At 63.4% G+C, this 21,241-nt stretch carries 21 protein-coding genes, 1 tRNA gene and 2 pseudogenes; 14 read left to right on the top strand and 10 right to left on the bottom strand.

Going from position 1 to position 21,241, the window contains the following annotated elements; all coding sequences use genetic code 11:
* The first annotated feature begins 498 nt into the window (after nt 1-498).
* From IVB42_RS10630 to IVB42_RS10610, 5 genes and pseudogenes are all read left to right on the top strand, one after another.
* Nucleotides 499-1,926 (top strand): efflux RND transporter periplasmic adaptor subunit, encoded by a 1,428-nt coding sequence (locus IVB42_RS10630; protein WP_247454322.1) that lies wholly within the window; start codon nt 499-501, stop codon nt 1,924-1,926.
* Complete coding sequence (locus tag IVB42_RS10625) at nt 1,923-2,648, top strand: ABC transporter ATP-binding protein (RefSeq protein WP_247470114.1); 726 nt, start codon at nt 1,923-1,925, stop codon at nt 2,646-2,648. The genes IVB42_RS10630 and IVB42_RS10625 overlap by 4 nt, the downstream gene beginning before the upstream one ends.
* On the top strand, nt 2,645-3,868 hold the full coding sequence (locus tag IVB42_RS10620) for an ABC transporter permease (protein ID WP_085384476.1): 1,224 nt from the start codon (nt 2,645-2,647) through the stop codon (nt 3,866-3,868). The genes IVB42_RS10625 and IVB42_RS10620 overlap by 4 nt, the downstream gene beginning before the upstream one ends.
* Nucleotides 3,869-3,916: 48 nt before the next feature.
* Entirely contained in the window at nt 3,917-4,234 is a 318-nt protein-coding gene (locus tag IVB42_RS10615; protein ID WP_247371806.1) for a LuxR C-terminal-related transcriptional regulator, read from the top strand.
* Nucleotides 4,235-5,136: 902 nt separating this feature from the next.
* Nucleotides 5,137-6,998 (top strand): annotated as a pseudogene (locus IVB42_RS10610) (alkaline phosphatase family protein).
* Between the two features lie 57 nt (nt 6,999-7,055).
* Here IVB42_RS10610 and IVB42_RS10605 read toward each other — a convergent pair.
* A complete protein-coding gene (locus tag IVB42_RS10605) occupies nt 7,056-7,628 on the bottom strand; it encodes a hypothetical protein (RefSeq protein ID WP_247394799.1) in 573 nt (190 codons plus the stop codon).
* A gap of 392 nt (nt 7,629-8,020) precedes the next feature.
* Here IVB42_RS10605 and IVB42_RS10600 point away from each other — a divergent pair, with 392 nt between their 5' ends.
* Nucleotides 8,021-8,680 carry a peroxiredoxin gene (locus IVB42_RS10600; protein WP_247394796.1) on the top strand — a complete coding sequence of 220 codons (660 nt, stop codon included), beginning with the start codon at nt 8,021-8,023 and terminating at the stop codon, nt 8,678-8,680.
* A gap of 57 nt (nt 8,681-8,737) precedes the next feature.
* Here the strand turns inward: IVB42_RS10600 and IVB42_RS10595 are convergent, their stop codons facing one another.
* The gene (locus IVB42_RS10595) at nt 8,738-10,468 is read right to left on the bottom strand and encodes a Cache 3/Cache 2 fusion domain-containing protein (RefSeq protein ID WP_247394793.1); all 1,731 of its coding nucleotides are present in this window, start codon (nt 10,466-10,468) and stop codon (nt 8,738-8,740) included.
* A 95-nt stretch (nt 10,469-10,563) separates the two neighbouring features.
* Between IVB42_RS10595 and IVB42_RS10590 the strand changes: the two genes are divergently transcribed.
* On the top strand, nt 10,564-12,039 hold the full coding sequence (locus IVB42_RS10590; RefSeq protein WP_247394790.1) for a deoxyribodipyrimidine photo-lyase: 1,476 nt from the start codon (nt 10,564-10,566) through the stop codon (nt 12,037-12,039).
* 66 nt (nt 12,040-12,105) lie between these two features.
* Nucleotides 12,106-12,420: a histone gene (locus tag IVB42_RS10585; protein WP_247362436.1), complete on the top strand. Its 315-nt coding sequence runs from the start codon at nt 12,106-12,108 to the stop codon at nt 12,418-12,420.
* Nucleotides 12,421-12,476: 56 nt separating this feature from the next.
* Here the strand turns inward: IVB42_RS10585 and IVB42_RS10580 are convergent, their stop codons facing one another.
* The 3 genes from IVB42_RS10580 to IVB42_RS10570 form a co-directional block, all read right to left on the bottom strand.
* Nucleotides 12,477-13,223: a hypothetical protein gene (locus tag IVB42_RS10580; RefSeq protein WP_247394787.1), complete on the bottom strand. Its 747-nt coding sequence runs from the start codon at nt 13,221-13,223 to the stop codon at nt 12,477-12,479.
* A 98-nt stretch (nt 13,224-13,321) separates the two neighbouring features.
* Nucleotides 13,322-14,194 carry a DMT family transporter gene (locus IVB42_RS10575; RefSeq protein WP_247361829.1) on the bottom strand — a complete coding sequence of 291 codons (873 nt, stop codon included), beginning with the start codon at nt 14,192-14,194 and terminating at the stop codon, nt 13,322-13,324.
* Nucleotides 14,195-14,295: 101 nt separating this feature from the next.
* The gene (locus tag IVB42_RS10570; protein ID WP_007603109.1) at nt 14,296-14,742 is read right to left on the bottom strand and encodes a hypothetical protein; all 447 of its coding nucleotides are present in this window, start codon (nt 14,740-14,742) and stop codon (nt 14,296-14,298) included.
* 290 nt (nt 14,743-15,032) lie between these two features.
* Here IVB42_RS10570 and IVB42_RS10565 point away from each other — a divergent pair, with 290 nt between their 5' ends.
* Nucleotides 15,033-15,296 (top strand): hypothetical protein, encoded by a 264-nt coding sequence (locus tag IVB42_RS10565; protein WP_247362432.1) that lies wholly within the window; start codon nt 15,033-15,035, stop codon nt 15,294-15,296.
* Between the two features lie 30 nt (nt 15,297-15,326).
* Here the strand turns inward: IVB42_RS10565 and IVB42_RS10560 are convergent, their stop codons facing one another.
* A complete protein-coding gene (locus tag IVB42_RS10560) occupies nt 15,327-15,788 on the bottom strand; it encodes a host attachment protein (protein WP_247392975.1) in 462 nt (153 codons plus the stop codon).
* Between the two features lie 312 nt (nt 15,789-16,100).
* Between IVB42_RS10560 and IVB42_RS10555 the strand changes: the two genes are divergently transcribed.
* From IVB42_RS10555 to IVB42_RS10545, 3 genes are all read left to right on the top strand, one after another.
* Nucleotides 16,101-16,373, top strand: a complete 273-nt coding sequence (locus IVB42_RS10555) for a hypothetical protein (RefSeq protein ID WP_247362426.1) — start codon at nt 16,101-16,103, stop codon at nt 16,371-16,373.
* Between the two features lie 437 nt (nt 16,374-16,810).
* Nucleotides 16,811-17,776 carry an AraC family transcriptional regulator gene (locus tag IVB42_RS10550; RefSeq protein ID WP_247362424.1) on the top strand — a complete coding sequence of 322 codons (966 nt, stop codon included), beginning with the start codon at nt 16,811-16,813 and terminating at the stop codon, nt 17,774-17,776.
* 154 nt (nt 17,777-17,930) lie between these two features.
* Entirely contained in the window at nt 17,931-18,083 is a 153-nt protein-coding gene (locus IVB42_RS10545) for a hypothetical protein (protein ID WP_247362422.1), read from the top strand.
* A 48-nt stretch (nt 18,084-18,131) separates the two neighbouring features.
* On the opposite strand, the gene IVB42_RS10540 is transcribed toward IVB42_RS10545, so the two are convergent.
* The 3 genes from IVB42_RS10540 to IVB42_RS10530 form a co-directional block, all read right to left on the bottom strand.
* A tRNA-Arg gene (locus tag IVB42_RS10540) sits at nt 18,132-18,208 on the bottom strand.
* 130 nt (nt 18,209-18,338) lie between these two features.
* Nucleotides 18,339-18,884 (bottom strand): hypothetical protein, encoded by a 546-nt coding sequence (locus IVB42_RS10535; protein WP_247394784.1) that lies wholly within the window; start codon nt 18,882-18,884, stop codon nt 18,339-18,341.
* A gap of 159 nt (nt 18,885-19,043) precedes the next feature.
* Nucleotides 19,044-19,613, bottom strand: a complete 570-nt coding sequence (locus IVB42_RS10530) for a hypothetical protein (protein ID WP_247394782.1) — start codon at nt 19,611-19,613, stop codon at nt 19,044-19,046.
* Between the two features lie 178 nt (nt 19,614-19,791).
* On the opposite strand from IVB42_RS10530, the gene IVB42_RS10525 reads away from it, so the two are divergent.
* Nucleotides 19,792-20,175 (top strand): VOC family protein, encoded by a 384-nt coding sequence (locus IVB42_RS10525; protein WP_085351313.1) that lies wholly within the window; start codon nt 19,792-19,794, stop codon nt 20,173-20,175.
* A 73-nt stretch (nt 20,176-20,248) separates the two neighbouring features.
* Here IVB42_RS10525 and IVB42_RS10520 read toward each other — a convergent pair.
* Nucleotides 20,249-20,597: pseudogene (locus IVB42_RS10520) on the bottom strand (hypothetical protein).
* A gap of 255 nt (nt 20,598-20,852) precedes the next feature.
* On the opposite strand from IVB42_RS10520, the gene IVB42_RS10515 reads away from it, so the two are divergent.
* The gene (locus IVB42_RS10515) at nt 20,853-21,203 is read left to right on the top strand and encodes a GrlR family regulatory protein (protein ID WP_018455289.1); all 351 of its coding nucleotides are present in this window, start codon (nt 20,853-20,855) and stop codon (nt 21,201-21,203) included.
* The last annotated feature ends 38 nt before the right edge of the window (nt 21,204-21,241 follow it).

The following is a 21,241-nucleotide window of genomic DNA, read 5'->3' as shown; positions in this document are numbered from 1 at the left end:
CCCGTTCAAGACGAGTGAAGGTGTTCACACATCGGGTTTCGTGATTGCGGGGATGCGCCCTCGCGACCTGCGGCATCATGGCGAGGCGCGATATCGGCAATGCTGCGATTGGGAATGCGACGACCGGAAACGCGACGATCTGGCGTGGGAACTTCGGTCGCCAAGTGCGTCATGGCGTCGCCACCCACGTGCCGACTTGAACGCCGGGCGCTGGCCGCTTCGGCCAGAGCAGACGAGACGTTCAGTCAACTTGTCGAGTTCGATACGGCGCGCGTCATATCGATACGCTCCGTATGCATTTCGGGCAAGTCGTGAAAAATAGCACCCGCGGACTTTACTTCTGGATCATCAAGCGCACCCGACCGTCGCCCCGGCAGCGGCGACACACTGACGATCGCCTGCGTTTTTCGAGATTTACAACCATAGCGGGTTTACAACCATAGCGCGATCTCTGGCCTTTGCCGCCAACGATGCCATTTCAAGAGGCGGGTTTTTGATATGCGATTTGTGCCAGTTATTGCCTTGCTCGGAACTGCATGTGGCCTCGCCGCGGTCTACGCCGCGGGGCCGGCCGTCATCACCGACGCGGCCGGGGCCGCGGCGCAGAAGGCGGCCCTCGCCTACGCATCGAGCCAACGGCTGCTCAGACCCGTGGGGCTGGAAGCACGGAGCTTCGGATCGGACGCCCCCGTATTCCGCTTTGCCTCAATCCAGCGCGGCAGCATCGAGCAGACCATTACCGTCACCGGAGCCCTGCAGCCGGTCAAGACGATCGAGGTGGGTTCCCAGCTGTCCGGGCAGCTCGCCCGGGTCTATGTCGATTTCAACGACACGGTCAGCAAGGATCAGCCGCTCGCCCTGATCGATCCGCGCAGCTTTGCGGCCAAGGTCGACGAAGCCCGGGCGGCGGTGGCGGTGGCGAACTCCTTTGTCGACATCGAGCGGGCCAAGCTCGACCGCGCCAGGATCGATCTGCAAAACGCCAGGGGCAGCAGAGACGTCCTCGTGGCCAAGCTCGACAGCGCGCAGGCGGTCAAGGCGTCGGCGCAGAAGACCTTGCAGCGCAAGCTGGCTCTACAGTCACAAAACGTCGTGGCGGTAACGGCGGTGGATGACGCCCAGACGGAGTTCACCGCGAGGCTTGCCCAAGAGCGCGAAGCCGAAGTCCTCATGTCCCTGAACGCCTACTCAGTCGACGGCGCGCAGGCCGATATCCGCCGGATCGAGGCGGAATTGCAGCAGGCACGCATGGCCGTGCCGGAAAAGGCGGCCGTTCTCGCTGCGGCCCAGGCGGATCTCGACCGCACCGTGATCCGCTCGCCGATCGATGGCGTCGTCGTCGGCAGGTTCGTCAACGAGGGCCAGACGCTCGCGGTCGGACTGGAATCGCGCACCACGTTCGTGGTCGCGCATCGACTGGAGGACATGGAAATCCACGCGCAGGTCGACGAAGCCGATATCGGACGCATCGCTCCCGACCAGCGCGCGCATTTCACGGTGGATGCCTACCCGGACTGTCGCTTCGAGGCGGTGGTGCGGCAGGTGCGCAAGGCACCGCAGAACCAGCAGCACGTCGTGACCTACACCGTCGTCCTGGCCACCTCCAATCTCGACGGCGCGTTGCTGCCCGGCATGACCGCCCTGGTAAAGATCGTGATCGAGCGGCAGGACGACGTGCTGAAAGTGCCGCTTGCTGCATTGCGCTTCCAGCCCTCGGGCACGCAGCCGGATGCCGCGGCACGCAGCGGGGTGTGGGCGCGCACCGCCAGCGGCTCACTCCGGCGTATTCCGGTGACCGTCGGCGCGGCCGGCACCGAACAGGTCGCACTCAGGAGCGGAGACCTCGTCGAGGGCAGCCAGGTCGCCGTGGGTCAGGCCATCCGGCCGGCCGGCATGGAGTTTCTCGGCATCAGGTTCGGATCATGACGGCCCTCCCGCCCCTCATCAGCCTGCAGTCGGTCTCCAGGACCTATCGCGCCGACGGAGTGGCGGTGACTGCGGTGCGCAATGTCAGTTTCGACATCGAACGAGGCGAGATCGTCGCCGTGAGGGGACCGTCGGGCTCAGGAAAATCGACGCTGATGAACATAATCGGGCTGCTCGACCTGCCGAGCGAGGGCGCGCTCTATCTCGAGGGAGCCGACGTCGCCGATCTCTCGGAAGACCACCGGTCGTCCCTCCGCGCCCGCAGCATCGGCTTCGTATTCCAGTCCTACAATCTGCTCGCTCGCCACAATGCGATTGAGAACGTCGCGCTGCCGCTGGTCTATTGCGGCATCAGCCGCAAGGAACGTCTGGTCCGCGCCGAGCAGAGCCTGGAGGCCGTCGGCATGGTGCACCGGGCCCACCACTTCCCGCGGCAGCTCTCGGGCGGTGAGCAGCAGCGCGTCGCGATCGCGCGCGCACTGATCGCCTCCCCGCTGATCGTGCTCGCCGACGAGCCGACTGGCGCGCTCGACAGCCGTACCGGCGCCGAGATACTGGCCCTGTTCGCCGCTCTCAACCGGACCGGCCAGACCATCGTGATGATCACGCATGATCCCGGTATCGCGACCCAGTGCCGGCGCACGATCCGCCTGCACGACGGCGAGCTCGTCGCTGACGAAACGTTGGTCCCGATCCTGCCGAAACGGAACGCTGCGCCATGACGATGCTCCAGGGCTTTCAAATCGCTTTGCACGCCTTGCGCCTCAATCCGTTGCGCAGCATCCTCACCATGCTCGGCATCGTGATCGGCGTCGCCTCGATCGTGACCGTGTTTGCGATCGGATCCGGCGCGCAGCTTCGCTTGCAGGAGCAGATCCGTTCGATCGGCGCCAACGTGCTGATGATCAACCCCGGCGCGGTCTACCAGGGCGGCGTGCGCCTCAAGGATGGCAGCAAGCTGACCATGACCGAGAGCGACGTGCAGGCGATCCTCGAGCAGATCCCCGAGATCCAGGCCGCGGCCGGCTCGATTGCAGGAACGGCCCAGGTCATTCACGAGAGCAAGAACTGGAACACGACGATCAACGGGACGACGACCGGGCACTTCATGGTGCGCGACTGGCAGCTTGCGAGCGGGCGCTATTTTTCCGGTAGCGAGGAGGCAGGCGCCGGCAAGGTCGTGATCCTCGGCAGCACGGTCGCGCATGAGCTGTTCGCGCCCGGCGAGGACCCGATCGGCGCACAGATCAGGATCATGAAGGTGCCGCTCGAAGTGGTCGGCGTTCTCGATCGCAAGGGACCGGCGCAGGACGACGTCGCCTTCGTGCCGCTCACCACGGCCAAGCTGCGCTTCCTCGGCAGCGCAAGCAACATCAACCGGGATTCGGTCGCCTATATTATCGCCAAGGTGGCCGCCGACGGACAGATGGCGGGGGCGCGAACGGAGATCGAAAACCTGCTGCGGCAGCGCCACCGTATTCCCGCTGGGCAGGAGGACGACTTCAAGGTTCAGGATCCGGCCGCCGCCATGGAAGCGCAGCAGGGAGCGATCCGCACCGTCGCGCTCCTGCTCGTCGCTATCGCCTCGGTCTCGCTGCTCGTTGGCGGCATCAGCATCATGAATGTCATGATCGTTTCGGTCACCGAGCGCACACGCGAGATCGGAATCCGCCGCGCGCTTGGCGGGCGGATGCGGGACATCCGTCTTCAGTTTCTCTGCGAGGCCCTCGTGCTCTGCCTGCTCGGCGGCGCGATCGGCGTCGGTGCCGGCGTCACGCTCTCGATGACGGTCGCTCGCATGGCAGGATGGATCACCTCGATCGACGGTCAGGCGATCGGCCTTGCCCTCGCCTTCTCGATCGCGACCGGCCTGATCTTTGGTTTTTATCCCGCCCACAAGGCATCCAAGCTCAGCCCGATCGAGGCACTCAAGACGGAGTGAGAACATGCTGGAGTGTTCGCATCGACCAATGGCCACGGAGGAGCAGTTATGAGTCCAGATCCGAAACATTCGATCACACCAACGCCACGCGAGCGGGACCTGATGATGCTGATCGCACGCGGAATGCAGAACAAGAACATCGCGTACGAGCTCAAGATCTCGGAGAACACGGTGCGGGCGCATATCGGCAATATCATGCGCAAATACCGTCTCCAGAACCGGACCCAGATCGCGATCATCTTTGCCCTGCAGGCGGCGCCGCCATCGCTTCGCCGCAACCTGGCCAATGGCGGCCGCAATTTCACGACGGCCGCGCCGGCCAAGGCGGTCGCTGAGAATACGCCGGTGCCGACGGCACCGGATTGACCGCTCGGCCACAATCCCTTGCGTCATTTCGAGCGAAACACCCAAGTCCGGGGTCAACGCAACGGCGACAAAATATTTCTCTTTATTAGAATTCGGATTTTTGTTAGATATTTTCTCAACCCGGCAAGGAAGAGGGGCGTATCGCGATCGTCACGAACGCGGGCCGGACGGCGGTGGACGTTGGTCACATCGGCGCGATCGGCTTCGCAGGGCGGGCAACCGTGAGTGAAGGCCTCGCGCACACGACCGGTGCGATCGGCGTACGGCAAAATCGTGTGGTCCTGACGCCCGGGGTCTGTGCGTCAAGCGTTGCGGTGATGTGGGTTGCCCAACCGGGCACACGCATCAGCCATCCGCAAGGCGACGGGGGCAATAGTGCATCGCTCCCCGGGGAGAGCACGACATAAGCCGTAAAGCCACTGCGCAGGGAAGGCCGGATGTTGGGCTTCACCTGTATGCCGCTGTGCATTGTTCTTACGACAATCTCGCACAGTGGACCGCGGGTGCCAGCCGGCACCCGGTCTTCCCTGCGCCCTCATTCATTTTGAGGCGACGAAGCAAAGCTCGGGCGAAATGCGCCGCGAGAGGGCGAAGGTGTGTCTGCCACTCGGAATGCGAATCGAAGCGCGACGCTGCCAGCCACTCACTCCGTCATTGCGAGCGCAGCGAAGCAATCCAGTCTGCCGCCGGGGAAAGATTCTGGATTGCTTCGCTGCGTTCGCAATGACAATGCTGAAGCAGTTGCGTGCCGACACCGCGATTTCGTGCCGCCGGACGCCGCGCAGAGCGGGGTCCTTCTTTACATGCCGCTCCGCTCTTGTAACAAAACCGTCATGCAGCGAAACTAAACGAAGCCGGGGGCCGCGGTTGGCGGCCAAGCCGCCTCGCAGGGAGAGATTTTGATGCGCCGTTCACTGGTGTTGCTGTCAGCCGGACTGACAGTGTTGTCCGCCGGACTTTCGACCGGACCTGCCTCCGCAGAGAACAACACGCCCCGCAACCTGATCCTGTTCATTCCGGACGGTCTGCGGGCGCTGAAGGTCACGCCTGAGACCGCCCCCGCAATGGCCGAAATCCGCGACAAGGGCGTCAACTTCAAGAATTCGCACTCGCTGTTCCCGACCTTCACCATGGCCAACGGCTCGGCGATGTCGACCGGCCATTATCTCGGCGATACCGGCGTGTTCTCCAATACGATCTGGACCAACTACACCTCGGTACCCGCCGGCGACACCGTGGTCCCCTTCATTGAGAACGACGCCGTGCTCGGCGACATCGACGAGCATTTCAAAGGCGACTACCTCAACGAGGACACGATCCTGAAATTGGCCCGCGACAAGGGCTACAGCACCGCCGCGCTCGGCAAGCATGGTCCGACCTATCAGTTCGACCACACCGACAAGCCCGAAAAGGCCGGCCTGCATTCGGTCGTGTTCGACGACGCGACCGGCGGCAAGAACGGCGTGGCGCTGTCGGACGAAGTCAAGGCCGCTCTCACCAAGGCTGGCCTGCCCCTCGCCACGCCGCCGCGCGGCGACAACTCCAAGGCGGGCGATGCCAAGACGCCCGGCACCACGGCGGCCAACGTCGCGCAGCAGGCCTATTTCGCCGACGTCGCGGCCAAGGTCGTGCTGCCGATGTTCAAGGCGCGCAACAAGCCGTTCGTGCTGGTGTTTTGGTCGCGCGACCCCGACGGCAGTCAGCACAACACCGGCGACAGCCTCAACCAGATCATGCCCGGCATCAACGGGCCGACCTCGATGGCCGGCATCAAGAATGCCGACAACAACCTCGCCCAGCTCCGCAAGGCGCTGGACGAGCTCGGCCTTGCTGCCACCACCAACATCATGGTCCAGGCCGACCACGGCTTCTCGACCATCTCGAAAGCAAGACCAGCCCCTCGGCCAAGGTCAGCTATGACGACACGCCGAAGGACTTTTTGCCGATGGGCTTTCTGGCGCTCGACCTTGCCAAGGCGCTCGACCTGCCGCTGTTCGATCCCAACGACAAGAACGCCAGGGTCGAGGGCAACAAGCACCCCAAGGCCGGCAACGGCGTGCTCGGCAAGGATCCGGAAAAACCAGATCTCATCGTCGCGACGAATGGCGGCTCCGACCTGATCTATTTGCCGAACAAGGACAAGAAGCTGGCGGCCAGGACCGTCAAGGTGCTGCTCGAGCAGGACTACGTCTCCGGCCTGTTCGTCGACGACTCGCTCGGCCGCCTCCCCGGTACGCTGCCGCTGTCGAGCGTCAACCTGCGCGGCAAGGCGGCGACGCCGACGCCGGCGATCGTTGTCAACTTCCGCTCCTATGCCAGCGATTGCGGCGAGGCGCCGACCAACTGCTCGGTGCACGTCGCCGACACCGTGCTGCGCCAGGGTCAGGGCATGCATGGCAGCTTCAGCCGCGGCGACACCATGAACTTCATGGCCGCGATCGGTCCGGACTTCAAAGCCGGCTATGTCAGCGAGATCCCGGTCAGCAATGCCGACGTCGGCATGACGGCAGCCCAGCTCCTCGGACTGCGCGCTTCGCAGAACGGCGGCCTAGTCGGCCGCGTGATGTCGGAGGCCCTGCCCAACGGCGCCGTGCCGAAGGCGTACAAGGGGGTCGAGAAGTCGAAGAAGTCCGAGAACGGCCTGCAGACCGTGCTGAACTTCCAGCGCGTCGGCAGCCAACGCTATTTCGACGCCGCCGGTTTCCCGGGTCGCACCCTCGGGCTGGAGCCGGACGCCGGCAAACAAAAAACGGCGGGGAAGTAACCCCGCCGTTCAAATGCGTCCTTCGTGAAGGGCGCAGAATTTTACATGCCCAAAATCTTACATGCCGATGTCGAACACGTTCGGCAATTGGCCTGCCAGGGGCAGCGCGGTGGCGCCCAGGAAGGTCGCCACCATCGCCATCAGGCGACGGTTGTTGTGGCGCTTGCCGCGCATCTGGCCGGCGATCCACTCCAGCATTTCGCTGTTGACATTGGAGGCATAGGACGGCGCCCAGCCCTCGATATCGGATTCGGCCGACAGCGCGACGCTGCGCGGCGGCACCTTCAGGCCGGAGGCGCTCGCCGCATAATGGGCCACCGCCTTGGCGAGCAGGTCGTCGAACCGGCCGCCATCGGTGCGTTCGGTCGCGGCTTCGTTGATCTCGAACAGCACTTCGGCCTCGGCGCGGCTGACGGGCTGGTCGTTGACGGCCGTGGCGGTCAGAATGCGGGCGCACCAGGCGGTGTCATCGGCATCGAGCGAGCGGGAGAAGTGCACCCTTCCCTTGGTGGTCGGGCCTTCGCCCGTGATCACGCCGTCGCGCACGATGGTCAGTGCATGGGCCGCGGTATCACGGCAGGACGGTTCGAGGGACGGCGACTCAACAGACTTATGCGCAGCGGCAGACATAGTTCACTTCCAGATTTCTTCTGATCGGCCAGCATTTTCATGCCGGCGTAAAGGGGTGGTTAATGATTCGGTACCGGGATCGCGACTTTTCGAGATAGTTGCCAATTGGTCGCTGTCAGGACCATTTTGGTTCTGGGAAGCGACGGGCGAGCGTGATGGGAGTCATAAAAGGCTTTCTCGGGGCAATCACGCCCGTATAGCCCCGGTGGAGATGTTTCGCCGCAGGCGCGGCTGTAACAAAAAGGTGCTAGGAAATCAGGCCTTCAAAGAAGGAATTCACATTTTACTTGAAGCGGTTCAGTTTGCGTTCACTTGGGATCGCGGAGACCCTATAATGGTCGCGACGGTCAAAGATGAATTCGCAAGTAGATTCAATGAGATGAGGTAGAACCATGACACTTCCGATCGGCGCCACCGCACCCGACTTCGAAGCCGAGACCACCGAAGGGAAGATCAAGTTCCACGACTGGATCGGCAACAGCTGGGCGCTGTTGTTCTCGCACCCGAAGGACTTCACGCCGGTTTGTACGACCGAGCTCGGTGCGCTCGCCAAGCTGAAGCCGGAATTCGACAAGCGCGGCGTCAAGCTGATGGGCCTCTCGGTTGATCCGGTCGACCGCCACGCCAAATGGTCGGAGGACATCAAGGAGACGCAAGGCGCGGCCCCGAACTATCCGATGATCGGCGACACCGATTACAACGTCTCCAAGCTGTACGGCATGCTGCCGGCCGCGATCTCGGGCGATCCCCTCTCCCGCACCGCCGCTGACAATCAGACGGTCCGCAACGTCTTCGTCATCGGGCCGGACAAGAAGATCAAGCTGGTGCTGGTCTATCCGATGACGACGGGCCGGAACTTCCAGGAGATTTTGCGCGTGATCGACTCGCTCCAGCTCACCGCCAAGCACCGCGTCGCGACCCCGGCCGACTGGTCGCAGGGTGAGGACGTCATCATCGCGGGCTCGGTCTCCAATGACGAGGCCAAGACGATCTACCCGCAGGGCTGGAAGGAGCCGAAGCCCTACATCCGGATCGTGCCGCAGCCGAAATAACCCAATCGTCATCCGGGGCGATGCGTCAGCATCGCCCGGGAACGACGACGTTAGCTCTTACGCCGCGCGCACGCGTTCGAGGAAGCCCTCGACCTCGGCCTTCAGATGCAGGCTCTCGCCCGACAACGCCTGAGCGGAGGCAAACATCCGGCTGGACGTCTCACCGGTCTCGTTCGCACCCTCGGCGGCCTGACGGACGTTGACGGCGACATCGGCCGTGCCCGATACCGCCGCGCGAACGCTGGCGACGATGTTTTGGGTCGCGCTCTTCTGCTGCTCGACCGCCGCCGAGATCGAGCCCGCGATGCCGCTGATGCGCTCGATGGTCTGGCTGATCGCCTTGATGGCGACCACCGATTCCTCGGTCGCAAGCTGCATGCTGGCGATCTGGTTCGAGATCTCGTCGGTTGCCTTGGCAGTCTGGCCGGCGAGCGTCTTGACCTCCTGGGCCACCACCGCAAAACCGCGGCCGGCATCGCCCGCGCGCGCGGCTTCGATGGTCGCGTTCAGCGCCAGCAGGTTGGTCTGCTCGGCGATCGAGGTGATCAGCTTGACGACATCGCCGATGCGCGCGCCCGCCTCGGAGAGCTGCGCGATGCGCTGATCGGTCGCCTCGGCCTGCCGCACGGCCTCAGCGGAAATGACGTTCGATTCCTGCACCCGCCGGGTGATTTCGGAGATCGATTGCGACAGCTCGTCCGAGGCCGACGCCGCCGAACGCACGTGCTCGGAGGCGTTTTCGGAAGCTCCGGCCGACCGCGCCGACAGATCGGCGGTGGAGCGCGCGGTGTCGGTGAGCTGCCGCGCCGCCCGCTCGAATTCGCCTGATGATGTCAGCACCTTGTCGAGAATGCCGCCAACACCGCCACGGAACTCCTCGACGAAATTGCGCAGCTCGGATTTGCGCTGCTCGGCGGCCGCAGCCGAAGCGGCCGCCTGCTCGCTGCGCATCCGCGCCCGCTCCTGCGAATTGCTCCTGAACACCGCGACCGTGCGGGCGATCTCGCCGATCTCGTCGGCGCGATTCTCGCAATCGATCTCGACGTCGCTCTGGCCTTCGGCGAGCGCGGTCAGCGAGCGCGTCACTGAGGTGAGCGGCTTGGTGACGCGGCGGACGACCAGCAAGGTCAGAACCAGCACCAGCAGCGCCGCGAGCCCGGCGGCGATCGCCATGCTTTCGATGGTGTGGGCCAGCATGCTCTCGAACTGAGCCATCGGGATGCCGACATAGAGGATGCCGGCGACCTTGCCGCTGGCGTCGGCGATCGGGAAATAGGCGGTCATGAAGGACTTGCCGAACAGGGTGGCCGGGCCCTTGTAGGCCTCGCCACGACGCAGCAGCGCCTGCGCCGGATGATCGGCGGCAAGCTGGGTCCCGACGGCGCGGTCGCCGTTTTCCTTCTTCACGTTGGTCGACCGCCGCACGAACTGCCCGCTCGCATCGTCGAACACGAACAGGGTCGCGTTGCCGCCGACATAGGACACCGCGCGATCGACGATGGCGTGATCCCTAAAGTCCGGCATCTTGGGAATCTCGGCGCGCGCCACCGTGCCATCCCGCATCGTGATCTTCGCATCGGGAACGATTTCGGCAAAGGCCAGGGCCAGCGTCCGCAGGCTAACCTCGATGTCGCGGAGCGCGCGATCGTTGAAAGCGGAGCTGAGCGACCAATAGCCGGCGCCAACCACGAGCGCCGTATTCATGGCGATCAGCAACACCGCGCACAGGAGCGCCTTGGTGCCAAGTTTGAATTGCGGCAGAAACTTCGCCGTTGCTCGTCCGTACATGAATGGAATGACTCCTGTAATTCCTGCATGTTCGTGCAATCGGCTTACGGTCGCATTAACGGCGGTTCCAATCGCCGGACGCCAATGCTTTCCAAATGGTAAACGAGGACACCCTGACCACGCCAAGCGCTCCGCCTATCATCGTCTGGCTTCGCGACGACCTCCGCCTGTCCGACCACCCCGCCCTCCACGCTGCCGCCAAGGCGGCTGCGAAGACCGGCGCGCCGGTGATCTGCCTCTATGTGCTGGACGATTCGGCCGGGCGAGCGCCGGGCGCCGCGGCGCGCTGGTGGCTGGCGCAGTCGCTGCGGGCGCTCGGCGCCGACATTGCCACGCGCGGCGGATCGCTGATCCTGCGCAAGGGGCCGGCAGCCAGGGTGATCGCGGAGGTGGCGCGTGAGAGCGGAGCCCGCACGGTCCACTGGAACGGGATCGCACAGGCGCCGCATCAGGCGGTTGAGCGGCAGCTCGAATCCGCGCTGGCAAAGATCGGCGTGGAGTCGCAATGTTTCCCCGGCGACCTGCTCGTTCCGCCAGCGGTAATCCGCAACAAGGAAGGCCACGGCTTGCGCGTGTTCACGCCATTCTGGCGGCGCGTGCTGGCGCTCGGCGATCCGCCAAAGCCCCTGCCGGCGCCGAAGGACCTGCGTCCTGCGCCGACGGTCACCAGTGACACGCTGGAGACCTGGAAGCTCGAGCCTGGCAAGCCAGATTGGGCCGGCGGCCTGCGCGAGACATGGACCCCGGGCGAAGCTTCCGCCCGCGCTCGCCTGCGCGACTTCCTCAAGCACACCGCACAAGGCTATGTCGGCGATCGCGACCGCCCGGACCGCGAGGGCACCTCACATCTGTCACCGCATTTGAGATTCGGCGAGCTCAGCCCGCGCCAGGTCTGGCACGCCGCGCGGTTCGCCGCGGCGGAAAATCCCGCGATCGGACCCGGCGTCGACAAGTTCCTGAGCGAGCTCGGCTGGCGTGAGTTCTGCCGGCACCTGCTGCACGACCATCCCAACCTTGCCTCCGAAAACCTGCAAGCGAATTTCGACGGCTTCCCATGGAAGCCCGACGCCAAGGCGCTCGCCGCCTGGCAGCGCGGCCGCACCGGCTATCCCATCGTCGACGCCGGCCTGCGCGAACTCTGGCACACTGGCGTGATGCACAACCGGGTCCGAATGGTGGTCGCCTCGTTCCTAGTCAAGCACCTCCTGATCGACTGGCGCGCCGGCGAAAGCTGGTTCTGGGACACGCTGGTCGATGCGGATGCCGGCAGCAATCCCGCCAACTGGCAGTGGGTCGCGGGCTGCGGCGCCGACGCGGCGCCCTATTTCCGCGTGTTCAATCCGGTGCTCCAGGGCGAGAAGTTCGACCCGGATGGAGCCTATGTGCGACGCTGGGTGCCCGAGTTGAAGGATGTGCCACCCGAGCTGATCCATCAGCCCTGGCAGGCGACACCGATCGAGCTTGCGAGCGCCGGCGTCACTCTGGGCAAGAGCTATCCGCATCCGATCGTCGATCATGCCAAGGGACGAGAGCGCGCGCTCGCCGCCTACGCAAAGATCCGCAAAGGTTGAGCGTTGCTTTGACACAATCATGAAACGCGCTATCGTCGCCGCTCCGTGCAAACCGTGGGGGACGATATGGACGACGACAAGCCGATCACCGAACAGGCGATGGACACGATCACCACCGCCGTGGAAGCGACCAAGGACGCCGCTGTCACTGCGGTGAAGCAGGTCAGGAAAGCCGCCAAGAAGGCTGCGAAGAAGGTAGCGCCGAAGAAGGCTTCCAAGAAGAAAGCCAAGAAAGCTCCGAAGAAAACTTCGAAGGCCACCAAGAAGACTTCGAAGAAAGCTGCAAAGAAGTCGTCGAAGAAGGCGGCCAAGAAAACAGCAAAGAAGGCCACCAAGAAAGCTGGCGAGTCGAAAAAGAAGGCCACGAAGGCCAAGCGCTGATCGCAACGCTCAGGTCTCCGGGGGCGGACGCGCCCGGAGACGGCTCCAGCGATACTCTACCCTCGCCGCTTGGCTGCGCGACGGCCCGGGTGATGCTCGCCTTGCGGATCGCGAAATTCGCTGCGATGGCCGCGCCGGTCCTCGGCGTTGAAGCGCCGGCGCTTCTCGGGCGAGCCGAACTGCTTGATCAATCTCCTGCCGTTCACCTTTTTTATGACGTAGCCGCCCTCGGTCATCGAGAACGGCTCCTTGAGCAATCCCATGTGGTCGAACTTCGTGCCGCGGGGATGCTTGAAGGGTTCGAACCAGGACGGATAAACGAAGTTCGACATCGGGAGATCGTTGACGACGAAGGCGTCCTCTTCCACTGCATCGCAGACCTCGTAGGCATATTGGGTGTGCCGGGTCTTGTCGGCCCACAGATTGGCCATAGGGTCGAGCACCATCTCGAACAACTCATGCGAGGCTGCCAGACTGACCGGATCGTCGTTGGACAGCGCCTTGAGGAAGATCTTCGAGATCGGTTGACCCCGATGCGTCAATTCATGCCGCCCGAGAAAATTCTTGTGGGTCGCATCGTCGAAATAGACCAACTGCCAGTCGGTGGGCTTCGGCTTGCGGGTAACGTCGAGATCGACGGGGTAGCCCCAGACCGGCAGGAAGTGCTCGTCATAGCATTTCTGCAGCGCGGCAGTGAGCCGCGCCATCATCTGCTCGCTCATCATCTCCTCTGCATAATTAATGCAGGCAATCCGGACTGGCTTCAGGGACCTGCCAAGCAATGCGCGTCTCGCCTTCTTCATGCAAAATCACCTGTGAAAGAGGCACTGAAATGCGCGGACCGTAGCACGATCTTGCCGCGCACGTCAGGGATGTATTCGAGCGGCTTGGCCCGCCAACCCTAGAAGCGTCGGTTGACGACGAACACCGCGGCCGCGCACATCACCATGCCCGCGATCGCCAGCGCATCGAGCTTTTCTCCGAACAGCAGATAAGCCATCAGCGCCGTCACGGCGGGCACTAGATAGAACAGGCTTGCAACCGACGTGGCGGCGGCGTGGCGGATCAGCCAGTACAGCAGTCCGATCGAACCGATCGAAAGCGCCACGGCGAGCCAGGCCAGCGCGAGCATGAACTCGCGCGTCCAGTGCACCACGCGGTCCTCGAACAGGAACGCACCAATCGCGAAGAAGATCGTGACGGACACGTACTGCACGAGATTGCCGGCGCGCCAGTCGATGTGATTGCAGTAGCGGCGCTGATAGAGCGTGCCGAGCGTGATGCTGATCAGCGAGACGACGGAGGCGAGCCAGCCGAGCCCGGCTTCGCCGGTCATGGGGCGGCCGTGCAGGATCAGCACGACGCCACCGAGGCCAAGGACGAGCCCCGCCCATTGCACCGGCGTCACCTTCTCCCCGAGCCAGCGGTTGGCGATGGTCGAGGTCAGGATCGGCTGAAGGCCCGGAATGAGCGCGGAGAGCCCGGCCGGAATCGAGTGCGCGATCGCGATTGCGGTGCCGCCGAGATAGAAGCCATGGACGAGAATGCCGGCGACGGCGCTGTGCGCGATGCCGATCCGGTCCGGCCATTTCGGTCGCGCGATCGCGACGATGATCGCCATCAGACCGACCACGAACGCCATGCGGATGGCGAGGTAGGTCAAAGGATCGGCATTGTTGACGACGTATTTGGTGCCGATGAAGCCCGTGCTCCAAAGCAGGACGAACAGGATCGGCGCGGCGCGGGCGGTCAGGGCTTCTTGATTATGATTCATTGCCGCCTCATTGCCCCACCGGGGGCCAATGCGGCAATGCGAATTTCGGCCAAATTCGTCCGGACGATGCTGCGCTGCGACGGACCGGACGGCTCAGCCGCTCACCATTCGTCCGGACAGGGATCGATGATCTTCCAGAGCTCGACGCCGTTCTTGATCTTTTTCATGTCGGTGGTGAGCCCGCCATTGCGGCGAATCCAGTCCTTCACCGTGTCGGGGTAGTAGGCCATCAGGTCGGACGTCCCCTCCGCGCTGGTGACCTTGATGCCGAAAGTGAAGGCCTTGTCGTAGTAAGCCTGGTGGAAGCCGAGGCTGGCGCGCGGCGTCACGCAGATCTTGTTCATTGGCACGATGCCGAGCACCAGGGTGCAGGCCGAGTTGCAGATGCCGTCGATGATGACGCGTTCGCCCTTCTCGCGGACGCGCTTGTACTTGGCCTTGTATTCCTCGACATAGCCGCCGTGGTCGCGGGTAATATGCAGTTCGGCCCGCGCCGGCGTGGCGGCGACGACCGAGAGCAACAGCAGGCTCAGAAGCGTGATGCGCATGGCGAGGTGACGGCGAAAGCCTTCAGGAATGGACCGGTCTATGAACCCCGAGAAGCCGGCAACAGGAGTCTTGAGCTAATTCCCTTTTGGTCATACTTGTGTGGGGAATTCGTTAAGCATCTCGAAAAGGCCAAATATGGGCAAGTCCGGACCACAGAACCGGCAATTCTGTCACACCCACCCGGGAATCTGCGGGATTGGCGTCGATTTCCGGGCTGCAGACGGGTGTTCCGGCCGCCCGAACTGGCTATAAACAGCCGACCTATTCGTGCGGGTTCCGGAGATTCGAGATGAGCAAGTTGAAGCTTGTAGCCGCGATTGCAGCCCTGTCGGCCGCAATCCTTGCCCCTGGCCTCGCAGAGGCGCGGGGATACCACCGGTACCATCGCCACTACCCGAACCCGCTGCCCTACCCGATCAGCTATCTGCACAATTACGGGCCCGGCATCACGCCCGGGACGTTCGCCTTTTACGACGGCCCGTCGACCAACCATTGCTACCAGAGCGCAGCCGCCTATGTCGGCCAGGACCGCCGTCGGCACCCCTGCTTCTGAGGGGTGCAGGCGCGTCCTCTGCGGGGGCCGCTATTTGGCGGCGCCGGACAGCAGCAATTGCTTCTCGATCTCGTAGACCGGCAGTTTGACGAGGTCCTTGCCGACCTCGCCCTGGAGTGCCTTGCGCACCAAATCCGAATAATCGGCGCGAATCATCCCAAGCGCACGCGGCGAGGCCACCATGGTCAAGGCCGAGGTCTCGCCTGAGCTGACGGCGGCATCGAGCCGTCCGGCCAGGCCGCGCAGGAAGGCGCGCTCGGCCTCGTCGTGCCAATCAGTCTGCTCCACCGAGCTGCGCGTGCTACCGGCCGCGCCGTGAAGCCTGCCCGGCGCGTCGGTCCCTTGCGCACCGGTCGAGGGATTGGGCTGTTCGTGCACCTCCCTGGTGTGGAGGTTCGGAAACATCTCGTCGCCGAGGTTTTCCAGAATAAGCGCCTTGCGCCCGTCGCACACGACCAGCCAGTCACCCTTGTCGATTCTCATTTTGTCCATTGCACAGCTCCAAAGCGACCTCGCGAGCCAGCTCATCGAAATGCTCGAAAGCTGGCCACGACGCCAAAATTAGGGACGAAGCTGCACCAACGAATTGCGCGGGATCAAGGATGGCGGCGATGTCCTGCGGAGCGCAAAGCAAGCGCGCCATTGGTCAAGAGCGCGAACCTGGGATAGTCTGGCGGAGCTAAAGGTCAGGCCTGCGGCGGGCTGGGCTGAAGACCTGTTCATCAGCATTACATTTCGGTCCCGCCACAATTTGATCAGAACAAACTTCGATATCCCTGTATTGCGTAAGCGGAGAAAGACATCATGAAGCTTAGAATTGGCCTCGTCGCCGCGTCCCTGTTGGGTGCGTTGGTCGCATCATCGGCGGCGTCCGCCATGCCCATCGCGCCTGCTCCTGCGACGCCGCAGGTTTCCGACGTCGAGCAGGTCCGCATGGTCTGTGACGCCTGGGGACGCTGCTTCTGGCGCCCGAACTACTATGGATACTACGCCCCGCGGCCCTATTACGGTCCCCGATATGCACCGCGCTTTTACGGTGGCCCTCGCTATTACGGACCACGCTATCGCCGCTGGTGATTCTAAAGGGGCCCTTCGGGGCCCCTTCGCTTTTGCGAGATCAAGGATGTTGGTCTGGAGTCATTCCAAAACTGATCTAGATCAAAGACGCAATCCGCCACGCCGTCATTCTCCGACGATGGTCGATTTGATCGTTTTTCGATGTCCCCAGACGGGCATGAATGTGCAGACACATTTTGAGAAGCAACAGACACAGGAGGCGCAGAGCTTTGCCTCCATCGCCTGTCCCGCCTGCACGCGGCTGCATTTCATCGACCTCGCCTCCAGCCGGCCGATGACTCGAGATCGTTGAGACGACATCGATCCGCCGGGCTTCATGCCATGATGTCCGCAATACTACGGCCCGGAATCCGGTTTACTGAAGCGCGATGTTTCGCCATTGATGGCGATGTTCCGACGTTCATTTGATTGTCATATTGCAGCAGCCGGTCGCACGCATGTTGTTCGACGCCCTCGCCCCATCCTCGGCGCTTCAATTGATCGGCTTTGCCGACGTCGATGCGTTTCGGCCGATCGAGTCGATGGAGGATGCGAGAAGCATTCCGCTCGACGTCCGGAATTTCGCGGCGGCCCGCGCTGTCGTCTCTCTGCCCGGCTGCCGCATCGTCATGATGCGCTCGTTCGCGCGCATCCTCGACGGCGCCTATCGTATGCCCGGGGGGATGGTGATCCTGCCCATGACGGACGACCTTCAGGTCAATTCCAAGGGCATGGATCTGGACGCGCGTTTCTTCATCGCGCTCCGCGGCAGCGATGAATGCCATTTCGTCGAGCGGCGGACCAATCATCATGCGATGATCATCTTCTCACCCGGCCTGAGTGACCGGGGCTGGTTTGATCAGGCGGACGATTTGCGGACCTATGGCGCGAACCGCCCCGCTTTGCTCCACGCACGGCAGCTCCTGCTCGACATTCTGCGAACCGCGTCGGTGCAGCCGGCCTTGTTCGAAACGACCGAGGTCGCCGCCCATCTCCAGGAAGGCCTGCTGCTCGCGCTCGACGATCTGTTTCGCATCGATTCGCTCTCAGACCGGAGTGCCTCCGTCCAGGGCGAGCGGTCGATCAAGCTCGTGCAGCGGATCGACGATTATGTCGCAGCACATCCGACTGCCCCGATCTATACCGCCGAGCTCGCCGGCGAGTTTGGCGTCTCGATCCGGACGCTTGGCGGCGCCGTCAGCAAGGTGCGTGGCATGAGCCTGCACCAGTACATTCGCCTGAAAAAATTGTGGGCGACCCGGTCTCGCCTTCTCAAAGGCGGCGGCGCCACCGTCACCACATGCGCGCGCGCCCAAGGCTTTCACCATTTGGGGGAGTTTTCCGCAGCTTACCGCGCGACCTTCCACGAAGCGCCGTCCGACACGCTGGCACGGGGCCGGCAAGCCGGCCCGACGGCACGCTGACCAGATAGGCTCCGGCCTTTCCGACGCGGCGAGCCTCAAGGGAACCAGTTCCTTCGAACCGCATTATCCAAGCAGTGCGCCGGCGGCGCACTGAAGGCACCCCGCGTTCACACGCGGGGTTTTTCTCGCCGTCAACCAAGTGGTTCAGAAAAAAATGTCTATCAGCCGCAACCTATTGTTTCTGGTCATCGGTGCTTTGGTCGTCACGGCAGCCGTGCTCGGCTACAATCTTTACCAGACGAAGAAGCAGCCCGACGGCCTGCAAATCAATGTCGGTCCCAACGGGCTGAAGATCCAGGGCAAATAGAGGCGGCTCACGGCCTCCCGCCAGATCCGAATATTCTGGCCTGACTATTGGCGCGCTCGGAGAGATTCGAACTCCCGACCCTCGGAATCGAAATCCGATGCTCTATCCAGCTGAGCTACGAGCGCCCTGGCCGCACGCCCCAGATCGCTGCTGGCGAGCCAGCAGGCCGGGCGACGTTCGGATGGGTTGAATTAGCAGAGAGGCCGGCCAATAAAAAGCCCTTCCACCCCGCTTCGAGACGGGTCAGACCCGCCCTTACCAGGTGCTGTTGAAGAAGCCGAAATGCGGCTGCTGCGCCATCACCATCATCGGCCCACCTTGCTGCGGCATCGGATGAGTTCTGGCGACCTTGCGCTTGGGCTGCTGCGCCGGGGTCCGAGCGGGCTGGGCCTGAGAAAGCTGGGCCTGCGCCTGAACCTGCGGCTGAACTTGCGTCTTGGTTTCGGTCTTCTTGGCCGCAGCGGCGTCGGCCTTTGCGGCCGGCGTGAATTGGGCGAACGTCTCGCGGACCCGCGCCTTGGCTGATATCTCGGCCATAGCGGGTGACATGCCCTCCACGGGCGGCTGGGGAGCCGCGACGGCGGCGATGTTCACCGCAGGGACGGCAAGCGTCGGCTGACTGGTGTCAAGCACCACGCGCTCTGGCAGGTGGCGATCGGACCGGATCCGGATCAACGGCTGTTCGTTGCTTGCGGTTGCGATGGCCTGTGTCACGGGCGAAGTCGGCAGAACGTAGTCCGCTGCGAACAGCAGTGCGAGCAAGGCTCCACCGACAAAGATGAAATACCGAAAGATGGGCATTGGCCACGCTCCGCCCGCCGCATCCCCGCGTGGGCTCTCCGCCTTAACAGGCGATCATTTAATTAGTTCCTGGCCCAGCCGTTCGGTTCAAATGGCGACGCCAAGTTTTTCGGCCAACCCCCAGGACAGTAACTTTTCCGCTACCCGGCACTGCCGGCCTTAGGTCCGGCGTGCTGCCACAAGCGAACACTTCGCCTGATCGGCATTCACGTTGACGAAGCCGACAGGAATGCGCGCAAAAGTCTTGCGGCTCTTCATGCTGACCGGATCCGCCAGAACGCGGGTGCGGTCGGTGAGATGACTGCCATCACGCCGCGCAAAAGCGCAGACGATCTCGACATCCTTTACGGCATAGTCGTTGTCGTTGCGCAGCGTGAGCGTCACCAGCGCCTTCGATCCAAGGCCGCCGCGGCGCCAGGTCTGAGATGAAATCCTGATCCGGCCGAGTTCTGCCATTGTCGGAATCTGAGCTTCGGAGGCCGGCGACACGGCGACCGCATCGCGCGAAGGCGCCGTCTCGACGGCTGCCACGTCAGACCTCACCGGTTCGGCACTGTTGCCTCTGGAGACGGGGAGCAGCATCCAGATGCCGCAACCGACGATGATGGCCGCCAACAGCCACAGCAGGCCTCGCCCAAATGAAACGCTCGCGATCGTCACCGCCCGCGCCAGTCGTTCGCCGGTCCCGGCGAATCGCCCTAACCCGATGCGGTCAAACCCAGCGTTCATGGTTGCCTCACCGCCCGCGGCCGGAGCACGTTCGACAACGGATTCCGCCACTGCTTACCTTAATCCGGAAGACGAACTAAGGTTCCCGCGCACTGTCGAGTCGGGAAGAGCGGTGGCGGTCGGCGGCCCAGGCCGCTAACATGCGCTGCAACATCAAGACCCGTCGGGAGACCATGAAATGCCAGTCGTCACTTGGGATCACGTCCATCTGCGCAGCCCTGATCCGGAGGCCACGGCGGCCTGGCTGCGGGACATCCTTGGTGGCGAGATCGTGCAAGCGCCCGGACGGATCGACGTGAATCTTGGAGGCGCAAGGATCTTCATTGCTCCACTCGAGGGCGACAACGTGGTTAACCCGCCGCCGCCGCACCCGCATCAGGGCCTCGACCATTTCGGTCTCACGGTGAAGGACATCGACGCCGTCGCCGCCGAGATCAAGGCCAAGGGCGTCACATTCACACGCGAACCGACCACGATCCGCCCCGGCGTGCGCATCTGCTTCATCCGCGGACCCGAAGGCATCTCCATCGAGCTGCTCGAGCGCGACAAGAAATACACCTGATAAGGCGCGCGTCGCATCGGCTCACCGGTCGTCGTGCCGCCCGGTGCGCCTAAGTCATGCTACCGGGCATGAATCAGCGGACGGCGACGCCCATGTAGCCGTAGATCGGCCAGACCATGGTGCGTCCCAGTCGGTATCCGAGAGCGCCGAGTCGTCTGCATCGGAGCAGCAAGACCCCTTGCCGCTTCGCAGTCCATCGAACCAGGCCTTCAATTCGGGGCATGGGTGTTGACGAACTGGCCGCGGTCGCGCGCCTGCCCGAAGGGGGCTGCGAGTGCGATCAGGGCCAGGGCGCAAGCGAGGCTCGCCACGCTTCGCCAGCGTGCCGCGCCGCCGATCCGCCGTTGTCGTGTTTCGCAAATCGTGGGACGCACACGGTACAGACGCGGCTTCTCGCCGCCGGAATCGATCCAGTTGCTCACGTTTGTCTTGCTCCAGCACCCCGCGGCCAGTGCAACAATGTTATGCATTTCGCGGGCCAACTTGATTCCCAACGACTGGCCTCGCTTCATGATCAGACCGTCATGGCGGTGTCATAGACAAGCCGGGACAACTACGGCTCACGGCAGGCTCACAAGGCCGGCGGCCAAACTCCCGCGTTGCGTGGGCACATCCGCTTTGGCATAAATGCTCTACCGGTTACGCCATTGGGCGATGGCGGCCGGCCTCGGGACGTTATGAAGAACGGCCTCTATTCGATTCACGTGAACCTGCTCGATGGTCGGGTCGGCAAGGGCAGCGGCGTGATTCTTTTTCGCGACGGCAAGATTCTTGGCGGCGATGCGTACCTCTATTACACCGGCAGCTACACGGTGAAGGACAACACCTTCAAGGGTGAGGTGCTGGTCCAGCGTCACACCTCGCCGCGGGGCGACGACAATCCGCTGTTCGGCGGGCCTGCCGCGGTCGGCATCGGCGTCAGCGGCACGTTCACGGAGACGCGCGGGGACATGACGGGCACCGCGCTGGTCGGCAAGGCCAGCCAGATTTTCGGCGCGACGCTGCACAAGCTTGCGGAGGTCGACTAGGACTTCGGTTCTGATTGAATCAACCAAAGCTCTCAATT

This window comes from Bradyrhizobium sp. 45 (genome assembly GCF_023073155.1).
GTDB classification, from domain to species: domain Bacteria; phylum Pseudomonadota; class Alphaproteobacteria; order Rhizobiales; family Xanthobacteraceae; genus Bradyrhizobium; species Bradyrhizobium canariense_D.
This window is presented reverse-complemented; position numbering and strand designations above follow the sequence as displayed.